This window comes from Halanaerobium saccharolyticum subsp. saccharolyticum DSM 6643, assembly GCF_000350165.1.
Taxonomy (GTDB): Bacteria; Bacillota; Halanaerobiia; order Halanaerobiales; family Halanaerobiaceae; genus Halanaerobium; species Halanaerobium saccharolyticum.
This window is the reverse complement of the sequence record NZ_CAUI01000023.1, coordinates 167739-183691: the sequence shown is the minus strand read 5'-3', so window position 1 is coordinate 183691 and position 15953 is coordinate 167739. Positions and strand designations below refer to the sequence as shown.

The window sequence follows — 15953 nt, the reverse complement described above, 5'->3', positions numbered from 1 at the left end:
AAACAAACATTTGTTTGAAAAGATTATCTTTTTATAGTATAATTGAAATAGTATAATTAAATTAGATAGTTTCAAATATACTGAAGCATTAATTTCTAGTTAATATATTTTAATAATGAAGGAAAGTGAGAATATGGAGCTACAGAAAAAGCTTGAAATTTTAAGCGATGCAGCTAAATATGATGTTTCTTGTTCTTCCAGTGGCAGTAGCGGCCGTGGTAATAGTTCTAGTCTAGGGAATACTAAAGCAAGTGGAATTTGTCACAGCTGGACTGATGATGGTCGCTGTGTTTCTCTGCTTAAAATTCTCTTTACAAATTACTGTATTTACGACTGTCAGTACTGTGTAAATCGGGCCAGCAATGATCGTCCGCGGGCTTCTTTTACACCAGAAGAAGTAGCTCAGCTAACTATAGATTTTTATAAACGCAATTATATTGAGGGACTATTTTTAAGTTCTGCAGTAAATAGAGATCCAGACTGGACTATGGAACAGCTTTTAAAAACAGTGCAGTTGCTCAGGAACAAACATAATTACCAGGGATATATTCATTTAAAAGCAATTCCAGGAGCCGATTTTAAATTAATTTATCAGGCCGGACTTCTTGTAGACCGGATGAGTATAAATATTGAGCTGCCGAGTGAGAGAAGTCTGGAAAAGTTGGCTCCACAGAAGAAAAAAGCAGGTATTTTAGCTCCGATGAAAGGAATCGGAGAAGGAATAGAAAATAATATAGTCGAGCGAAAAAAGTATAAGCTAAAAGATAAATTTGTACCAGCAGGTCAATCAACTCAATTAATAGTGGGGGCTAGTCCAGAATCAGACAGACAGATAATTTCTCTTTCAGAAGGATTATATGATCATTTTAATTTAAAACGAGTGTATTATTCTGCCTATTTACCTGTCAATAACTCCTCATTGTTACCTGCTTTACCCGGGCCTCCACTAAAAAGAGAGCATCGTCTTTATCAGGCCGACTGGCTTTTACGTTTTTATGGCTTTAAAGCAGGTGAGCTATTGACTCCTGGCAGAGAAAACTTTGATTTAAAAATTGATCCCAAAGCCGATTGGGCACTTCACAACTTAGATCAGTTTCCGGTCGAAGTAAATACTGCTGATTATGAGATGTTACTCAGAGTTCCGGGGATCGGACCTCGTTCAGCTGCTAAAATAGTCAAGGCCAGAAGAGAAACAAATTTAACTCATTATAATTTAAAGAAAATGCGAATTGTTTTAAAAAGGGCCAATTTTTTTATTACCTGCAGCGGTAAATATGCAGCTGCAGTGCCTTTTGAAAGTGCTGTGATTTATAATCGGCTGGCAGAAAAAGAAAATCTGCAGCTTTCCCTGTTTTCAAATAATTCTACCAGTGATCAGGGTTGGAAATTAGATAATGTATAATAAAAAAGAGGTTAGATGTTTATGAAAAACAAAAATAATCAAAGTGGAAAAAAAGTTTATATTTATGATGGAAGTTATCAAGGACTGCTGACAGCTTTATATCAAGCCTTTAAGCAGAGAGAAGTTCCAGTTAAAATTGTAGCTGAGTCTAATTTTAGAAATGATCTTTTTTATCAGCGAGAGGAAATAATAACTGATTCAGACCAAGCTCATTTTTTCAGTCAGCAGATCAAAAAAAATATCTCAGCTCAGGCATTAAATAATATTTTCCACGCCTATTTATCAGAGATAGAGAAAATAGAACTTTATATTTTCCGATATTTATTTACTGGTTTTAAAGCTGGGAAAAAAATTGATGAATATTTAACAAAAGAATATGTGAGAAAGGTTCAGGATTTAGCTCATAAAGTAAAACACGAAAGTCATCGGCTTAAAGGACTAATTCGGTTACAGGAAGCAGCAGATAATAAATATTTTGCAGCAGTTGAACCAGATTATAAAATTTTAATTTTATTGGCACCTCACTTTAAAAATAGATTTCCAACCATGGATTGGATTATACAAGATAAGAGAAGAGAGGAAGCTATTATTTTTTCAGCGGCAGAGAAAGAATGGTTATTAATTGATTTAAAAAAAGAATTTGAGCCTGAACTATCTGCCAAAGAAAAAGAGGTGCAGGATCTTTGGCGTGCCTTTTTTTCTGCTGTCAGCATCCAAAATCGAAGTAATCCAAGAACGCAACAGCAGTTTATGCCAAAGAAATACTGGAAATATTTAATTGAGCGACCCGGTAGCAGCAAAAGATTTAAATCAAAATAGTATTTACATTCGGAAAATATAATTATATCATTATAAGTAGTAATGAAAATTAATTAAATAAATTAGGATGATTAAAATGCAGAAAAAAATTATGGCTGTTTTTGGTACCAGACCGGAAGCAATAAAAATGGCACCTCTTATGAAATCACTGCAGAAAAACAAAAATTATAAGTTAATAATTACTGTTACAGCTCAGCATAGAGAAATGTTGGACCAGGTGATGGATCTTTTTCAGCTTGAAGCAGATTATGATCTAGATATAATGAAGGATAGGCAGACATTAAGTGGTCTTTCGGCCAGAATAATAACAAAACTGGACGAAATTTTGGCGGATGAGAGCCCTGATCTTTTATTAGTTCATGGCGACACATCTTCTACATTTATAGGAGCTTTGACTTCTTTTTATCATCAAATCAAAATTGCGCATGTAGAAGCAGGTTTAAGAACTCATAATAAATATTCACCTTTTCCTGAAGAAATTAACAGACAGCTGACTGGTGTACTGGCTGATTTAAACTTCGCTCCAACTAAGAGAGCTAAAGAAAATTTATTGCTGGAAAATACAAATCCCAAAAAAGTATTTGTGACGGGAAATACTGTGATAGATGCTCTGCTTTCTGTGGTAGATGAGAATTATAAATTTGAAAACAGGCTGCTCCAAAAATTAGATTTTAAGAATAAAAAGGTGATTTTACTTACAACTCACCGTCGAGAAAATTTAGGAGAACCTATGGAGAATATTTTTACAGCGGTTCAGCAATTAACTGAAGAAATAAATGATTTAGAAGTTGTTTTTCCTGTGCATTTAAATCCTGTAATTAGAGAGCTAAGCAAAAAAATGTTTACTAACAATTCGCAGGTGCATTTAATAGAACCATTAGATTATCTTCCATTTGCAAATCTAATGGCAAGAAGTGAGCTAGTATTAACAGATTCTGGTGGAATACAGGAAGAGGCTCCATCTCTGGGTAAGCCTGTTTTAGTTTTAAGAGATACAACAGAGAGACCAGAAGCAGTTGAGGCAGGTACAGTATTAAAAGTTGGGACCAATACTCAAAAAATTTACCAACAAAGCTTAAAGCTATTAACTGATACTGAGGAATATAAAAAAAGAGCAGCAGCAGTTAATCCATATGGTGATGGCAGAGCGGTTGAAAGAATAATTAAGGCTATTGATTTTTATTTTGGGACCAACAAACTTAGACCTGATGATTTTGAGGTTTAATAAGAAATAATGTATAATGTTAATTAGAAAATGCGAGAAATTTTAGATGATTCTAAGTTAAAATGAATTTAGCTGGAAGCTTCTTTGCTCAATAATGATAACTATTCTTTTTATTAGATTAATCTAAATTTTATTATATTCGGGGCAAAATATTTCCAATCTGAAGCAGGATTTACCAGTTATATATTGAATAAGATATATTAAGGGAAAGAAAATTAATCTAGTTTTTTGAAACTAAAAAAAGAAATTTTCATTTTGAAAAAGGAGGTAATAAGATTGGATTTTAATATTGTAATTGCTGGAGAAGCAGGTCAGGGTTTAAAAACAGTTGAAGCAATGCTGACCAAAACTTTTTCTCGTCATGGTTATTACTTATTCAGCACTAAAGATTATATGTCAAGAGTTAGAGGTGGACATAACTTTATGCAGATTAGAATAAGTGATGAAAAGATTGAAGGTCCAGATGAAGGAATAGATTTATTATTAGCTCTAAATGAAGAGAGTGTAGAAATTCATCGATCAGAAATTAATGAAGATGGTACAATTTTATCTGAGATAGAATCAGATGATGATAATATGGTTTATATTGATGCTAAGGGTGTGGCAAAAGAGGTTAATCCTAGAGCAGTCAATACTGTTTTTGTTGGAGCTGCTTTTAAAATAATGGGCTTAGCAACTGAAGAAGCCGAAGAGGCGGTTAAGGAACATTTTGCTAAAAAAGAATCAGTGATAGATGACAATTTAACACTATTAAAAGAAGGATATGAGGCTGTTGATCAGCTTTATAATCTTAAAGATCTAGGTAAAAAAGATGATAAGATGGTGATTGATGGTAATAGTGCTGTTGGTTTAGGTGCATTATTAGCCGGGTTAAGTTATTATGCTGCTTATCCGATGTCACCTTCTACAGGTATTTTGCATTATGTTGCTTCCAAACAGGAAGAATTAGAAATAGTAGTCGAGCAAGCTGAAGATGAAATCGCTGCTATTAACATGGCACTTGGTGGTACTTATAGTGGTCTGCGTTCAATGACAGGTACTTCAGGTGGTGGATTAGCATTAATGGCTGAAGGTATTGGTCTGGCTGGAGTTGCTGAGATTCCAATTGTTATTGCAGATGTACAGCGTCCAGGTCCTGCTACAGGATTGCCAACAAGAACAGGACAGGGAGACCTATTATTTGCAATTAATATTGCTCAGGATGAATTCCCACTAATGGTTTTAGCGCCAAAAGATCAAGAAGATGCAGTTTATCAAACATTTAGAGCTTTTAATCTAGCTGATAAATATCAGTTACCAGTTATTATTTTATCTGACCAATTTATTGGTGATGGTTCGAAAACTATTGATGAAATTGATATAAGTGATCTGGAGATTGAAAGACATTTAGCCAATCCAGATGAAATAGAAGGCGAATATAAGCGCTATAAATATACTGAAGATGGAATATCACCTCGTGCTTATCCTGGTCAGCTTGAGGGTAACATTGTTTTATCTGACAGTGATGAACATGATGAATATGCTCATATTGTTGAAGATGCTGAAACTAGAAATAAAATGGTAGAAAAGAGAAGTAAAAAAATCAAGAAGTTAATAGCAGAAGATCTTATTGAGCCAGAGTATACAGGTCCAGAAAATCCAGATTATATATTAGTTGGCTGGGGATCAACTGCTGGCCCGCTAAGAGAAGGAAGAGAAAAGCTTTCTGATGAATATAAAGTTGGACATTTAGCCTTTAATGATGTTTGGCCGCTGCCAACAAAAACAATAGAAGACAAAGCTGCAGCTGGAGCAAAATTAGTCTATGTAGAAAACAATTCGGGAGCTCAATTTGATAGATTAGTTAGAAGTGAGACTGGTATTAAAGCAAATTATAACATTTTAAAAGATGATGGTCGTCCTTTCTCTGGTCAGGAAATCTATAGAAGATTTAAAGAAGAGGTGAGCAAATAATGGTAGATAAAAGTGTTTATCAGGCTGATCGCGAAACCGCCTGGTGTCCAGGTTGTGGAAACTTTCCTTTAAGGACTGCTCTTGCAGAATCTTTATCTGAAATGGACTTAAAACCAGAAGATATAACTATGTTCACTGGAATTGGACAGGCAGCGAAAATTCCTCATTATATTAAAGTTAATGGTTTTAATGGATTACATGGACGCTCAATACCGCCTGCGATTGCAATGAGAGTTGCTAATCCCAAAATGACAGTTATTGTAGAATCAGGTGATGGCTGTACTTACGGTGAAGGTGGAAATCATATTCTGCATAATATTAGGCGTAATCTAGACATTGTGCATCTTGTTCATGATAACCAAATTTATGGATTAACTAAGGGTCAAGCATCACCAACAAGTGTGGAAGAATTAAGAACTCCAGTCCAAACACATGGAGTTAATGCTGAACCCTTTAACCCAGTTCGTTTTGCTGTGGGGATGAAAGCCAGTTTTGTTGCTCGTAGTACTGTTGGTGATCGTGAACATTTGAAAGAAATGATAAAGGAAGCAAAAAAACACAAAGGTTATGCTTTAATTGATATTTTTCAACCCTGTGTTTCTTTTAATAAAATCAATACTTATCAGTGGTATAACAAAAGGGTATATAAGTTAGAAGATCATGATCCTACTGATTATGCTGCAGCAATGAAAGTTGCAGATGAATTTGGAGATAAAATTCCTATTGGAATTATTTATAGAGAAGATAAGCCAACCTTTAGAGATAGAATTCCTTATTTAAAAGATAAAGGATTGGTTGATCGTGATGTAAAAGTAGAGGATATGGAATATTTAATTAAAGAGTTTAAATAAAAGTTATTTTTAGTTAATATTCTAATTTGAGAAATCTTTAAAAATTAATTTAAGGAGGCTTATAATAATGAATATTTTTGATTTCGCAATTGATTTTGAGATTGAAAACCGTAAATTATATGAAGAATTTGCTGAAAAAACAGGTAATAAAGATTTAAAAGGTGTGTTTCTAGAATTGGCTGAGGAAGAGAAAAAACATGAAAATATTGTGAGGCAGCTAAAAGAAAATAAAAAAGCTGATAATGTAGAAGCTGGCATTCTTCCAAAAGCAAAAAAAGTACTAGAAAAAATTGCTAATGATTTACCTGAAGGTTCTGAAGGTGTATTTGTAGATGAGCAGATTGATGTTTACAAAAAGGCTATAGATATTGAAACAAAAAGTTATGAGTTTTATGAAGAAAAAGCTGAAGAAAGTGATTCTGAAGAAGTTAAAAAAGCCTTTAAACGTTTAGCAGAAGAAGAAAAAAAACATGAGAGAATTATAGGTAATATTATTGAGCTGGTAAATCGTCCAAACACCTGGCTTGAAGACGCTGAATGGTACCACCTAGAAGATTATTAAAATAACAAAAAATAAAATTGAAAACCTTATAATTAAGCAGATTCAATAACACCAACCACATCTGCAGCTGGAATTTATTATAAATATGAGTTTAGTTTACTGAACCTGTATTTGTTAATTGAAAGTGTAAAGTTGAAGGACTCTAAAAATCTATCAATAGATATAGAGTTTGTAAGCGTAAAACCAATTAATCTCCTGCTGCAGATGTTTTATTTTATAGATATTTTTATGAAAATAAATAATTTTTATTATTATTTGTGATTTATCTCTTAACTTATGTGATATAAATCATAGAACAATAATTTAAAAGTTATATAATTATACTTGAGTTAAGAACTTATAATTTAAGTTTCAAATTGAATTACAGTTATATATAACTGTAAAAGTATAATTATTTTAAGAGGAGGAATAATTATGTCCATGTTTTGTTATCAGTGTCAGGAAACTGCGAAAAATGAGGGTTGTACAGTAAAAGGTGTCTGTGGTAAAGATGCAGATGTTGCAAACCTACAGGATTTATTAGTATTTGTACTTAAAGGAATTTCGGTTTATGCAGAAAAAGCTAAAGAGGAAGGTCTTGATCTTTCTGATAAGACAGCTCCATTTATTATGGAAGGTCTATTTGCTACAATTACTAATGCTAACTTTGATGCTGAAAGATTTGAAGATTTAATTGATGAGGCTTTTGAACTTAGAGATGAAGTTCAGGAGAAATTTGAGAAAGTTTATAAAGAAAATCACGGTGAAGAATTCAGTGGTGAACTACCAGAACATGCTACCTGGTATAGTGATGATATTAGTGATTATTATGATAAAGGTACTGATGTTGGGGTTTTAGAAACTGAAGATGTAGATGTTAGATCACTTCGTGAGCTTGCTACATATGGTCTTAAAGGTATTGCAGCTTACGGTGATCATGCTAGAGTCTTAGGTAAGCAGAAAGATGAGATTGATAGATTTGCTCAAAAATGTCTGGCTGCAACTACAGATGACAGCATGAGTGTTGATGATTTAGTAGGATTAGTTATGGAAACTGGTGAGATGTCAGTAGAAACAATGGCTCTCTTAGATGAAGCTAATACTTCTACTTATGGTCATCCAGAGCCAACTGATGTAAATATTGGTGTTCGTGATAACCCAGGTATTTTAATTAGTGGACATGACCTAAAAGATATGGAAGAGTTATTAGAGCAGACAGAGGGTACAGGAGTAGATGTTTATACTCATAGTGAGATGCTGCCTGCTAACTCTTACCCTGCATTTAAAAAGTATGATCACTTTGTTGGTAATTATGGTAACTCATGGTGGAAGCAGGACAAAGAATTTGAAACATTTAATGGTCCTATCTTAATGACAACAAATTGTATTACACCTGTTAAAGATTCTTATAAAGATCGTATCTTTACAACTGGTATGGCAGGATATCCAGAAGTTACACATATTCCTGATCGTAAAGAAGGAGAAAGCAAAGATTTCTCTGAAATTATTGAATTGGCTAAAACCTGTGATTCTCCAGTTCAGTTAGAAGAAGGTACAATTCCTGGTGGTTATGCTCGTAATACAGTTATGAGTGTTGCTGATAAGGTAATTGAAGCTGTAGAAAACGGCGATATTGGACGCTTTGTAGTAATGGGTGGTTGTGATGGCCGCTTCAATTCTAGAGAGTATTTCACAGATGTGGCTAAAGAATTACCTGAAGATGCAGTTATTCTAACATCTGGTTGTGCTAAGTACCGCTACAACAAACTTGACTTAGGAGATATTGGTGGAATCCCTAGAGTATTAGACGCAGGTCAGTGTAATGACTCTTATTCCTTAGCTTATATAGCTTTACAGCTAAAAGAAGCTATGGGTGTAGATGATATTAATGATCTACCAATTTCTTATGATATAGCCTGGTATGAGCAGAAAGCTGTATGTGTATTACTTGCACTTCTTTCTCTAGGAGTCAAAGGAATCCGTCTTGGACCTACACTTCCAGCATTTGTTTCCGAAAATGTGCTTAATGTATTAGTTGATAAGTTTGATATTAAGCCAACCGGTGATGCTAAAGAAGATGTAGCAGCTATTATGGCTGGTGAGTAAAATATTTCTAGGTACCCGGTACCTGGATATAAATGTAAATATATAAAATTAAGATCTGTCTGCATTATGTAGGCAGGTCTTTTTTATTTTTAAAAGAATTTAACTTATGTGATATATGTTATAGAGCTGCTTTAAAATTAATGTCATAATTAAAACATAGTAAATTACTCAAGTTTAAATATAAATTATATAAGGAGGCAGCAAAAATGACTGCAGCAACTAGAAAAGAAGAATTAAAAAATATATTAGAAAAATTAAATAGTGGTGAAGCAACAGAAGAGGTAAAAAAAGAGGCACAGGAGTTAATTGAAAGTATAAGTGCTAAAGAACTATCAGAGGCTGAACAGGAATTAATTAATGATGGACTGGAGGAAACAGAACTCAGACATCTCTGCACTGCCCATATTGAAGCAATGGCAGAGGAATTAGAGAAGTTAAAAACTGATGTTCCTGTAGGGCATCCCTTAAGTACTTTGATTGCTGAACACGAAGAGATTTTGAAAATTTTAGATCGACTTGATGATGTAAATAAAGAAATTCAGAAATTAGAAGAGTTTGATCAGGAAAATCCGGTATTTGAAGAATTAAAAGAAATAGGAGCTAAATTACTGGATACTGAAAAGCACCATACTCGAGAAGAAGAAACACTTTTTCCTGAGGTTGATAAAAGTGGTGTTACCGGTCCAACAAGAATTATGAGGATGGAACATGATGATCTTTGGCCTCACAAGGAAGAAATAATGAAGTTAGCAGAAAATGCTGCTGATATGAATTTCGATAGATTTAAAGAAAAATTAAAAATGAATTCTGAGTATGTTGTTGTAACCCTGAGGGATCATATTTTTAAAGAGAATAATATTCTTTATCCAACTGCTAAAGATGTTATTGAAAAAAGTAAGTGGGAAGAAATAAAGGCTAAGAGTGATCAGATTGGTTATTGCAGTTTTACTCCGAAGGTAGAAATTAGTAATTACAATTAAATATTAAAATCCCCCATCAGCTTTGCAGCTGTGGGGGAATTTTTGATTGGACGAGTTTATAACTTTAATAAGGCTAATTAAACTATTCAACTTTGAATTTAGAAATCATATTTTTTATATTATCTGACATCTCTGATAATCTATGTGCAGCTGACACAATTTCCTCAGTTGAAGCTATCTGTTCTTCACTAGAAGCAGCTACTTCTTCAGCGTTACTTGCAGCTTCATCACTAACTGCTGCAACATTATTTATCATATTATTTACGTCTTCACTAATATTAGACATTTCCATTGTTTCTGTATCAATTTCCTTAATTAACCTACTTAATTGAGTGACTGCAGCTTCTATATTATTAAATACTTCACCAGTGTCTTCAATTACTTCTACACTATTATTAACTGCCTCTTCAGTTCCATCCATTTTTTGAACTGCATTACTAACTCCTGCTTGAATTTTATCTATTAATTTAGAAATGTTATCTGTGGCTGCTGCTGATTCTTCAGCCAGCTGCCTAATTTCATCGGCTACAACAGAAAAACCTCGACCAGCTTCACCAGCTCTAGCAGCTTCAATGGCAGCATTTAAGGCTAAAAGATTTGTTTGTTGTGATATATTATTGATTAATTGAACTATATTTCCAATTTCTTCTGATAAATCACCAAGATTGTTGATGGTTACTCCTATTTCTGCAGAATTATCCTTGACTTTATTAACCTGTCTAATAGAGCTCTGCATTGATTCAGTACCAGTGTCAACATTTTTGATGACCTGACTTGAAGATTGGTCCATATCTTTTGATTTTTTTCTAGTTGTATTTATTTGAGAAATTAATTGATTTAAGTTTCTGCTTGTTTCAGTAATTTGTGCTGACTGTTCTTCAGCACCAGAGGCAACATTTTCAATTGCTCCCCCAACTTGTTCGGCAGCTCTTTCTACTTCTTGGCCGGATGATGCCAATTCCTCACTTTGAGCACTTAACTCACTTATTTCCATCTGGATCTCAGTCAGCATTTCTTTTTGTGATTCAGCAGTTTTATTATATGCCTGAGCAAGTTTTCCAATTTCATCTTTGCTTTTCATATTCATCCGATAAGTTAAATCTCCATTTGCCATTTTATTCATCCCAACTAATACTTTATTTATATTTTTAGAAATGTAGCGAGAGATAAAGATAATTATCAGTGTAAAAATAAATACAGCTATTAATATGAAAATAATAAGTGATGTAGATATATTACTTATAATAGTTTCTAACTCACTTTTAACTTCACTAACTTGACCGTTAATGATTCCTTCATAAGTTCCGGCACCAATAAAATATTCTGTACCATCAATTGGAGCAACATAACTAATTTTATTCTCAGCTTCTCCTGTATCTGGATTGGCATAAATATAATCAACATATCCACCACCTTTATCAGCTTTTTCTGCTAAAGAACGAACTATGTATTTATCATTTGCATCTTTAAGATCCCAACGGTTAGTCCCTTCAATTTCCGGCGATGGTGGAAGAGAAATAGTATTCCCTTCATTATCATAGATAAAGAAATAACCGATTTCACCAAAACCTATATTTTGATTATAATCTTTAATAATTTCCTGTAAACTTCCTTGATTTAAATCACTGTTTGAATTACTCAATTCTCCTAAAAATTGTGATGCAGTTTCTGTAGCATTTTTAATTCTTTCTTTTTCTAAATTTAGAAGATGCTTGCTAACAGTATTTGTGTTTTCTTCACGTAAATTGTTAAATTGTTGGTTAAAAAAGTATCCCATTATCAATATCAAAACTAAAAAACTTAGTCCAATTACTAAAAATATTTTTTTAGCAATATTCAAATCTTTAAAAAACATTTAATTTCCTCCCTGTTTTGATTAATAGCACGAAATTTGTTGAAAAAAGTAAAAAGTTTAAATTATTGTATCATATAAGTTTGGAAATAAAAATATAGTTAGTAATTATTATAAATTATAAATAAAACAAATATAAAATAATAATTTATGTATAACTTTTTATTTTATCTATTTTATAAATTATAATTTTTTTGCGTGATGTTTTTATTAATTCTTCACTTTCAAACTGTCCTAAAACTCTAGAAACTGTTTCTCTACTGCTGCCTATCATACTTGCAAGTTCCTGCTGGGTTAAAGAAATATCTAAAATTACTTTTTCTTTTTTCTTTTTTCCATATTTTTCAGCTAAAAAGATTAATAAACCTGCAACCCTGGCAGAACTATCTTTTAATGCAAGATCTCTAACGTTTTGTTGAGCTCTTCGGAGACGGCCGCTCATTTCTCTTAGTAATTTTAATCCAATTGAAGGATGTTTTAAGATCAAGTTTTCTAATTCTGATTGATCAAAAACAATTACATTAGTATCTGTCATAGTAATTGCTGAAGCTGGATAATTCCCTTTATCAAAAGCAACTATTTCTGCAATAATATCATTATCACTAAAAATATTTAAAATTTGTTCATCACCATTTTTAATCATCTTAGTCAATTTAACCTGACCTTCTTTAATAATGAAAAATTTATCTCCAGATTCTCCTTCAAAAAATATATATTCTCCTTTTTTGAATTTCTTATTTACAGCAATAGCGTCTATTAATTCTAGTTCTTTGTCTGTAAGTAAACTAAAAAAAGGAATTTCTTTAACAATACTCATTTATAGTCACCTCATTTTTATATTCTATTTCTATAATAAGCAATAAAGAATGAAAAATCAAGTTATTTACTCAACTTTAAAACGAAAGTAAAATTGAAATATTAAAAAAGTTTATTTGAGTGAGATATGTCACAGATTAAAGTTGAGAAAAATGCTAAACTTTAAATAGTCAAGAAAAGTTGCTTTAAAAAAGCAGTTAAAATATAATATTGATAATTTGATTTACTTGTACCTAATTCGCTTGTGCCTGGTACTAATAGTTACGAAAAAAATAACGATTGAATAAGCTAGTATTTAGAAGATAAACTTAATTTAAAGAAGGAGTGTTGTTAAAGTGAAAAGTAGAATTGATGTTAATAAAAATTTATTTGAGATAACTGAAGAATACCCAGTAGTTATTTCCGTACTGGTTAATAAAGGGTTTAATCAATTAGATGATGAAACTAAAAGAAAAGTTTTTGGTAAACAGGTGACTTTAAAACAAGCTGCTGGACTTAAAGATTTAGATTTAGATAAATTGCTTGAATTAATGGAAGCAGAAATAGGAAAAAATTCTTCTAAGAAAAGTAACGGCGAAAAAATAAAAATATCAGGTTCTTTACCATGTCCTGTAAAAATTCCTATGACCGAGGAATTAGAAAAAGCTGCTGCAGAACTTGAGTATGAGGTTGAGCTTGATCTTAAATCAGCTTCTCAAGGCTTGGAATGGCTGCAGGATGGTTTTGAAGAAATACAAACTGAAGCTGGACTTTCAGATATTTTTATTTCAGCTGGATTTGATCTTTTCTTTGACAAAAATTTGATGGATAGATTTCGTCGTCAGGATGTTTTTAAAGATGCAACAGGTATAACAGAATTAAATTCTGATTTCATTGACGCAGATGTAGATCTTTTAGATCCTGAAGGAGATTATTCAGTTTTAAGTATTGTACCTGCAGTGTTTTTGGTAAATGAAGAAGAATTAGATGGCAGAAAAATACCTAGAAGTTGGGAAGAAATTCTAAGTGAAGAATTTGCAAATAGTGTTAGTTTGCCTGTCAGCGATTTTGATCTCTTTAATGCTATTTTATTAAATATCTACAAAGCTTATGGAAGAGAAGGAATCCAGAAACTTGGTCGCTCCATGAAAAAAGCACTTCATCCATCACAGATGGTTAAAGATGGCGGCCGTAAAGCTGATGATCAACCAGCAATTACAATAATGCCCTATTTCTTTACCAGAATGGCGAAGCGTTTTCCACATATGGAATTTGTCTGGCCGGAAGATGGAGCTATTGTGTCTCCAATTTTTATGTTAACTAAAAAATCAAAAAATAAGAAGATGCAGCCATTAATTGATTTAATGGCATCTGAAAAAATGGGTAAAATCCTGGCTGAACAGGGATTATTCCCGAGTGTGCTGCCAGAAGTTGATAATGGGCTACCTAAAAATGCTCAATTTATGTGGCCTGGATGGGATTTCTTAAGAGGAGAAAACCCAGGAGAACTATTGAGAGATTTAGAAGCAGAATTTAATAAATCAGTGGAGGTGGCTGCAGTATGAATTTAGTAACATTTTCTGGTCCTCCTTCTTCAGGCAAGACCGCTGTTATCTTAAAAACAATTGAAGCAATACAACAAAGAGATTTAAAAGTTGGAGTAGTTAAATTTGACTGTTTATATACAGATGATGATGAGCTTTATCGTAAAGCAGGAATACCTGTTAAAAAGGGTTTATCAGGCTCACTTTGTCCCGACCATTATTTTGTCAGTAATATTGAAGAGGTTGTGCAGTGGGGTAAGGAAAGAGATTTAGATTTATTAATAACAGAAAGTGCTGGTTTATGTAACCGTTGTTCACCATATATTAAAGATATTAAAGCTATTTGTGTTATTGATAACTTAAGTGGAATAAATACTCCTAAAAAAATTGGTCCTATGTTAAAAACAGCTGATATAGTTGTTATTACAAAGGGCGATATTGTTTCGCAGGCAGAAAGAGAAGTTTTTGCTTCCAGAGTTAGTACAGTTAATCCTGATGCCATGGTAATGAATGTAAATGGTCTTACCGGTCAGGGAGCTTTTGAATTTTCAACTTTACTTTATGATGAAGAAGATAATATAGATACTGTGACCGGTAAAAAACTAAGATTTTCAATGCCTTCTGCTATGTGTTCTTATTGTCTTGGTGAAACCAGAATTGGAGAAGAACATCAGTTAGGTAATGTTAGAAAAATAGAACTGGGTGATGAATAATGATAAATAAAGATAAATTAAAAAATTCAAGTATTAATGATATACTGGACGAATATCCTTATACTGAAAGTTTTTTTGAAGGTCAAAAATTAGAAGTAGATGATGCAGACAAAAGCTTAAGAGAAATTTTTGCAGATTTAACTGTGGAAGAAATGGAAGATGTAGTTTTTGATGTAGATCAGTTTGCAGCCAGTCTTGCTTCTCATATTAGAAATATGCAGGAATTTTTAGGTGAAAATGATTCAATAGTTGGAACTCTATCTATTTTAGCTGGTAAGGATAAAGATGGAATACGAGAAAATTACGATAAGCTTGATATTAAAAGTGGAGAAATTATCTCTATTGTAGGACCAACTGGTTCAGGTAAAAGTAGACTTTTAGCAGATATTGAGTGGACTGCGCAGGGCGATACTCCAACTGAAAGAAAAATTCTAATTAATGATGAGGTTCCGGATAAAAAATGGCGTTTTACCGGTGGTAAAAAACTTGTAGCACAGCTTTCTCAAAATATGAATTTTGTAATGGATCTTTCAGTTATGGAATTTTTAAATTTACATGCAGAAAGCCGCTTGATTGACAATCAAGAAGATGTTGTGGAAAGAATTTTTAAAGAAGCTAATCAGCTTGCTGGAGAGCAGTTCAGCAGAGAAGCACAAATTACCAGTTTGAGTGGGGGACAGTCAAGAGCTTTAATGATTGCAGATACAGCAATTTTAAGTTCATCTCCAATTATATTAATTGATGAAATAGAAAATGCAGGTATCAATCGTGAAAAAGCACTTGAACTTTTGGTGGGAGAAGAAAAAGTAGTTCTGATGGCTACACATGATCCCATTCTGGCCCTAATGGGTGATAAAAGAATTATTATTAATAATGGCGGAATTAAAGACATAATTGATACAACTGGTGAAGAAAAAGAATTAATGCAAGAACTAAAAGTTTTAGATAAAGTATTAACCGATCTTAGAGAAGATTTACGTTATGGTAAAAATTTGTCAAAAATTAGCGATGAGTTAGCTGAAGTTAAAACTGCATAAGAATTAAAAGCTATGCGAAAATAATATATTAGAAATTTATTAGATAATTAATCAGAGTGAATCTGAGATATATTGACATCCCGAAATTGTTTAAATTCCAATGTTTCGGGATGTCTTTTAATAAATTTTAACTTT

General features: G+C 32.6%; 13 protein-coding genes. 11 read left to right on the top strand and 2 right to left on the bottom strand.

Annotation, left to right across the window (positions count from 1 at the left end):
• Positions 1 to 133: 133 nt before the first annotated feature.
• The 8 genes from HSACCH_RS11020 (at position 134) to HSACCH_RS10985 (ending at position 9877) form a co-directional block, all read left to right on the top strand.
• Positions 134 to 1402 carry a putative DNA modification/repair radical SAM protein gene (locus tag HSACCH_RS11020; RefSeq protein WP_005489875.1) on the top strand — a complete coding sequence of 423 codons (1269 nt, stop codon included), beginning with the start codon at positions 134 to 136 and terminating at the stop codon, positions 1400 to 1402.
• Between the two features lie 21 nt (positions 1403 to 1423).
• Complete coding sequence (locus HSACCH_RS11015) at positions 1424 to 2221, top strand: TIGR03915 family putative DNA repair protein (protein ID WP_152416032.1); 798 nt, start codon at positions 1424 to 1426, stop codon at positions 2219 to 2221.
• Positions 2222 to 2297: 76 nt separating this feature from the next.
• Positions 2298 to 3446: a non-hydrolyzing UDP-N-acetylglucosamine 2-epimerase gene (gene wecB / locus HSACCH_RS11010; protein WP_005489873.1), complete on the top strand. Its 1149-nt coding sequence runs from the start codon at positions 2298 to 2300 to the stop codon at positions 3444 to 3446.
• A 276-nt stretch (positions 3447 to 3722) separates the two neighbouring features.
• A complete protein-coding gene (locus HSACCH_RS11005; protein WP_005489872.1) occupies positions 3723 to 5399 on the top strand; it encodes a 2-oxoacid:acceptor oxidoreductase subunit alpha in 1677 nt (558 codons plus the stop codon).
• Positions 5399 to 6250 (top strand): thiamine pyrophosphate-dependent enzyme, encoded by an 852-nt coding sequence (locus HSACCH_RS11000; RefSeq protein ID WP_005489871.1) that lies wholly within the window; start codon positions 5399 to 5401, stop codon positions 6248 to 6250. The genes HSACCH_RS11005 and HSACCH_RS11000 overlap by 1 nt, the downstream gene beginning before the upstream one ends.
• 67 nt (positions 6251 to 6317) lie before the next feature.
• A complete protein-coding gene (locus HSACCH_RS10995; protein ID WP_005489870.1) occupies positions 6318 to 6812 on the top strand; it encodes a ferritin-like domain-containing protein in 495 nt (164 codons plus the stop codon).
• Positions 6813 to 7232: 420 nt separating this feature from the next.
• Positions 7233 to 8897, top strand: a complete 1665-nt coding sequence (hcp, locus tag HSACCH_RS10990; protein ID WP_407635734.1) for a hydroxylamine reductase — start codon at positions 7233 to 7235, stop codon at positions 8895 to 8897.
• 206 nt (positions 8898 to 9103) lie between these two features.
• Positions 9104 to 9877, top strand: coding sequence for a DUF438 domain-containing protein (locus tag HSACCH_RS10985; protein WP_005489868.1), 774 nt, complete (start codon positions 9104 to 9106; stop codon positions 9875 to 9877).
• Positions 9878 to 9959: 82 nt separating this feature from the next.
• Here the strand turns inward: HSACCH_RS10985 and HSACCH_RS10980 are convergent, their stop codons facing one another.
• A complete protein-coding gene (locus HSACCH_RS10980) occupies positions 9960 to 11732 on the bottom strand; it encodes a methyl-accepting chemotaxis protein (RefSeq protein WP_005489867.1) in 1773 nt (590 codons plus the stop codon).
• A 145-nt stretch (positions 11733 to 11877) separates the two neighbouring features.
• Positions 11878 to 12546, bottom strand: coding sequence for a Crp/Fnr family transcriptional regulator (locus HSACCH_RS10975; protein ID WP_005489866.1), 669 nt, complete (start codon positions 12544 to 12546; stop codon positions 11878 to 11880).
• A 334-nt stretch (positions 12547 to 12880) separates the two neighbouring features.
• Between HSACCH_RS10975 and HSACCH_RS10970 the strand changes: the two genes are divergently transcribed.
• Genes HSACCH_RS10970 through HSACCH_RS10960 form a run of 3 tightly spaced genes read left to right on the top strand, consistent with a single transcriptional unit; the run spans position 12881 to position 15818 of the window.
• Complete coding sequence (locus HSACCH_RS10970; RefSeq protein ID WP_005489864.1) at positions 12881 to 14089, top strand: ABC transporter substrate-binding protein; 1209 nt, start codon at positions 12881 to 12883, stop codon at positions 14087 to 14089.
• Positions 14086 to 14781: a GTP-binding protein gene (locus HSACCH_RS10965; protein WP_005489863.1), complete on the top strand. Its 696-nt coding sequence runs from the start codon at positions 14086 to 14088 to the stop codon at positions 14779 to 14781. The genes HSACCH_RS10970 and HSACCH_RS10965 overlap by 4 nt, the downstream gene beginning before the upstream one ends.
• Positions 14781 to 15818 (top strand): ATP-binding cassette domain-containing protein, encoded by a 1038-nt coding sequence (locus HSACCH_RS10960; protein ID WP_005489861.1) that lies wholly within the window; start codon positions 14781 to 14783, stop codon positions 15816 to 15818. Before HSACCH_RS10965 ends, HSACCH_RS10960 begins: the two co-directional genes overlap by 1 nt.
• Positions 15819 to 15953: the final 135 nt, after the last annotated feature.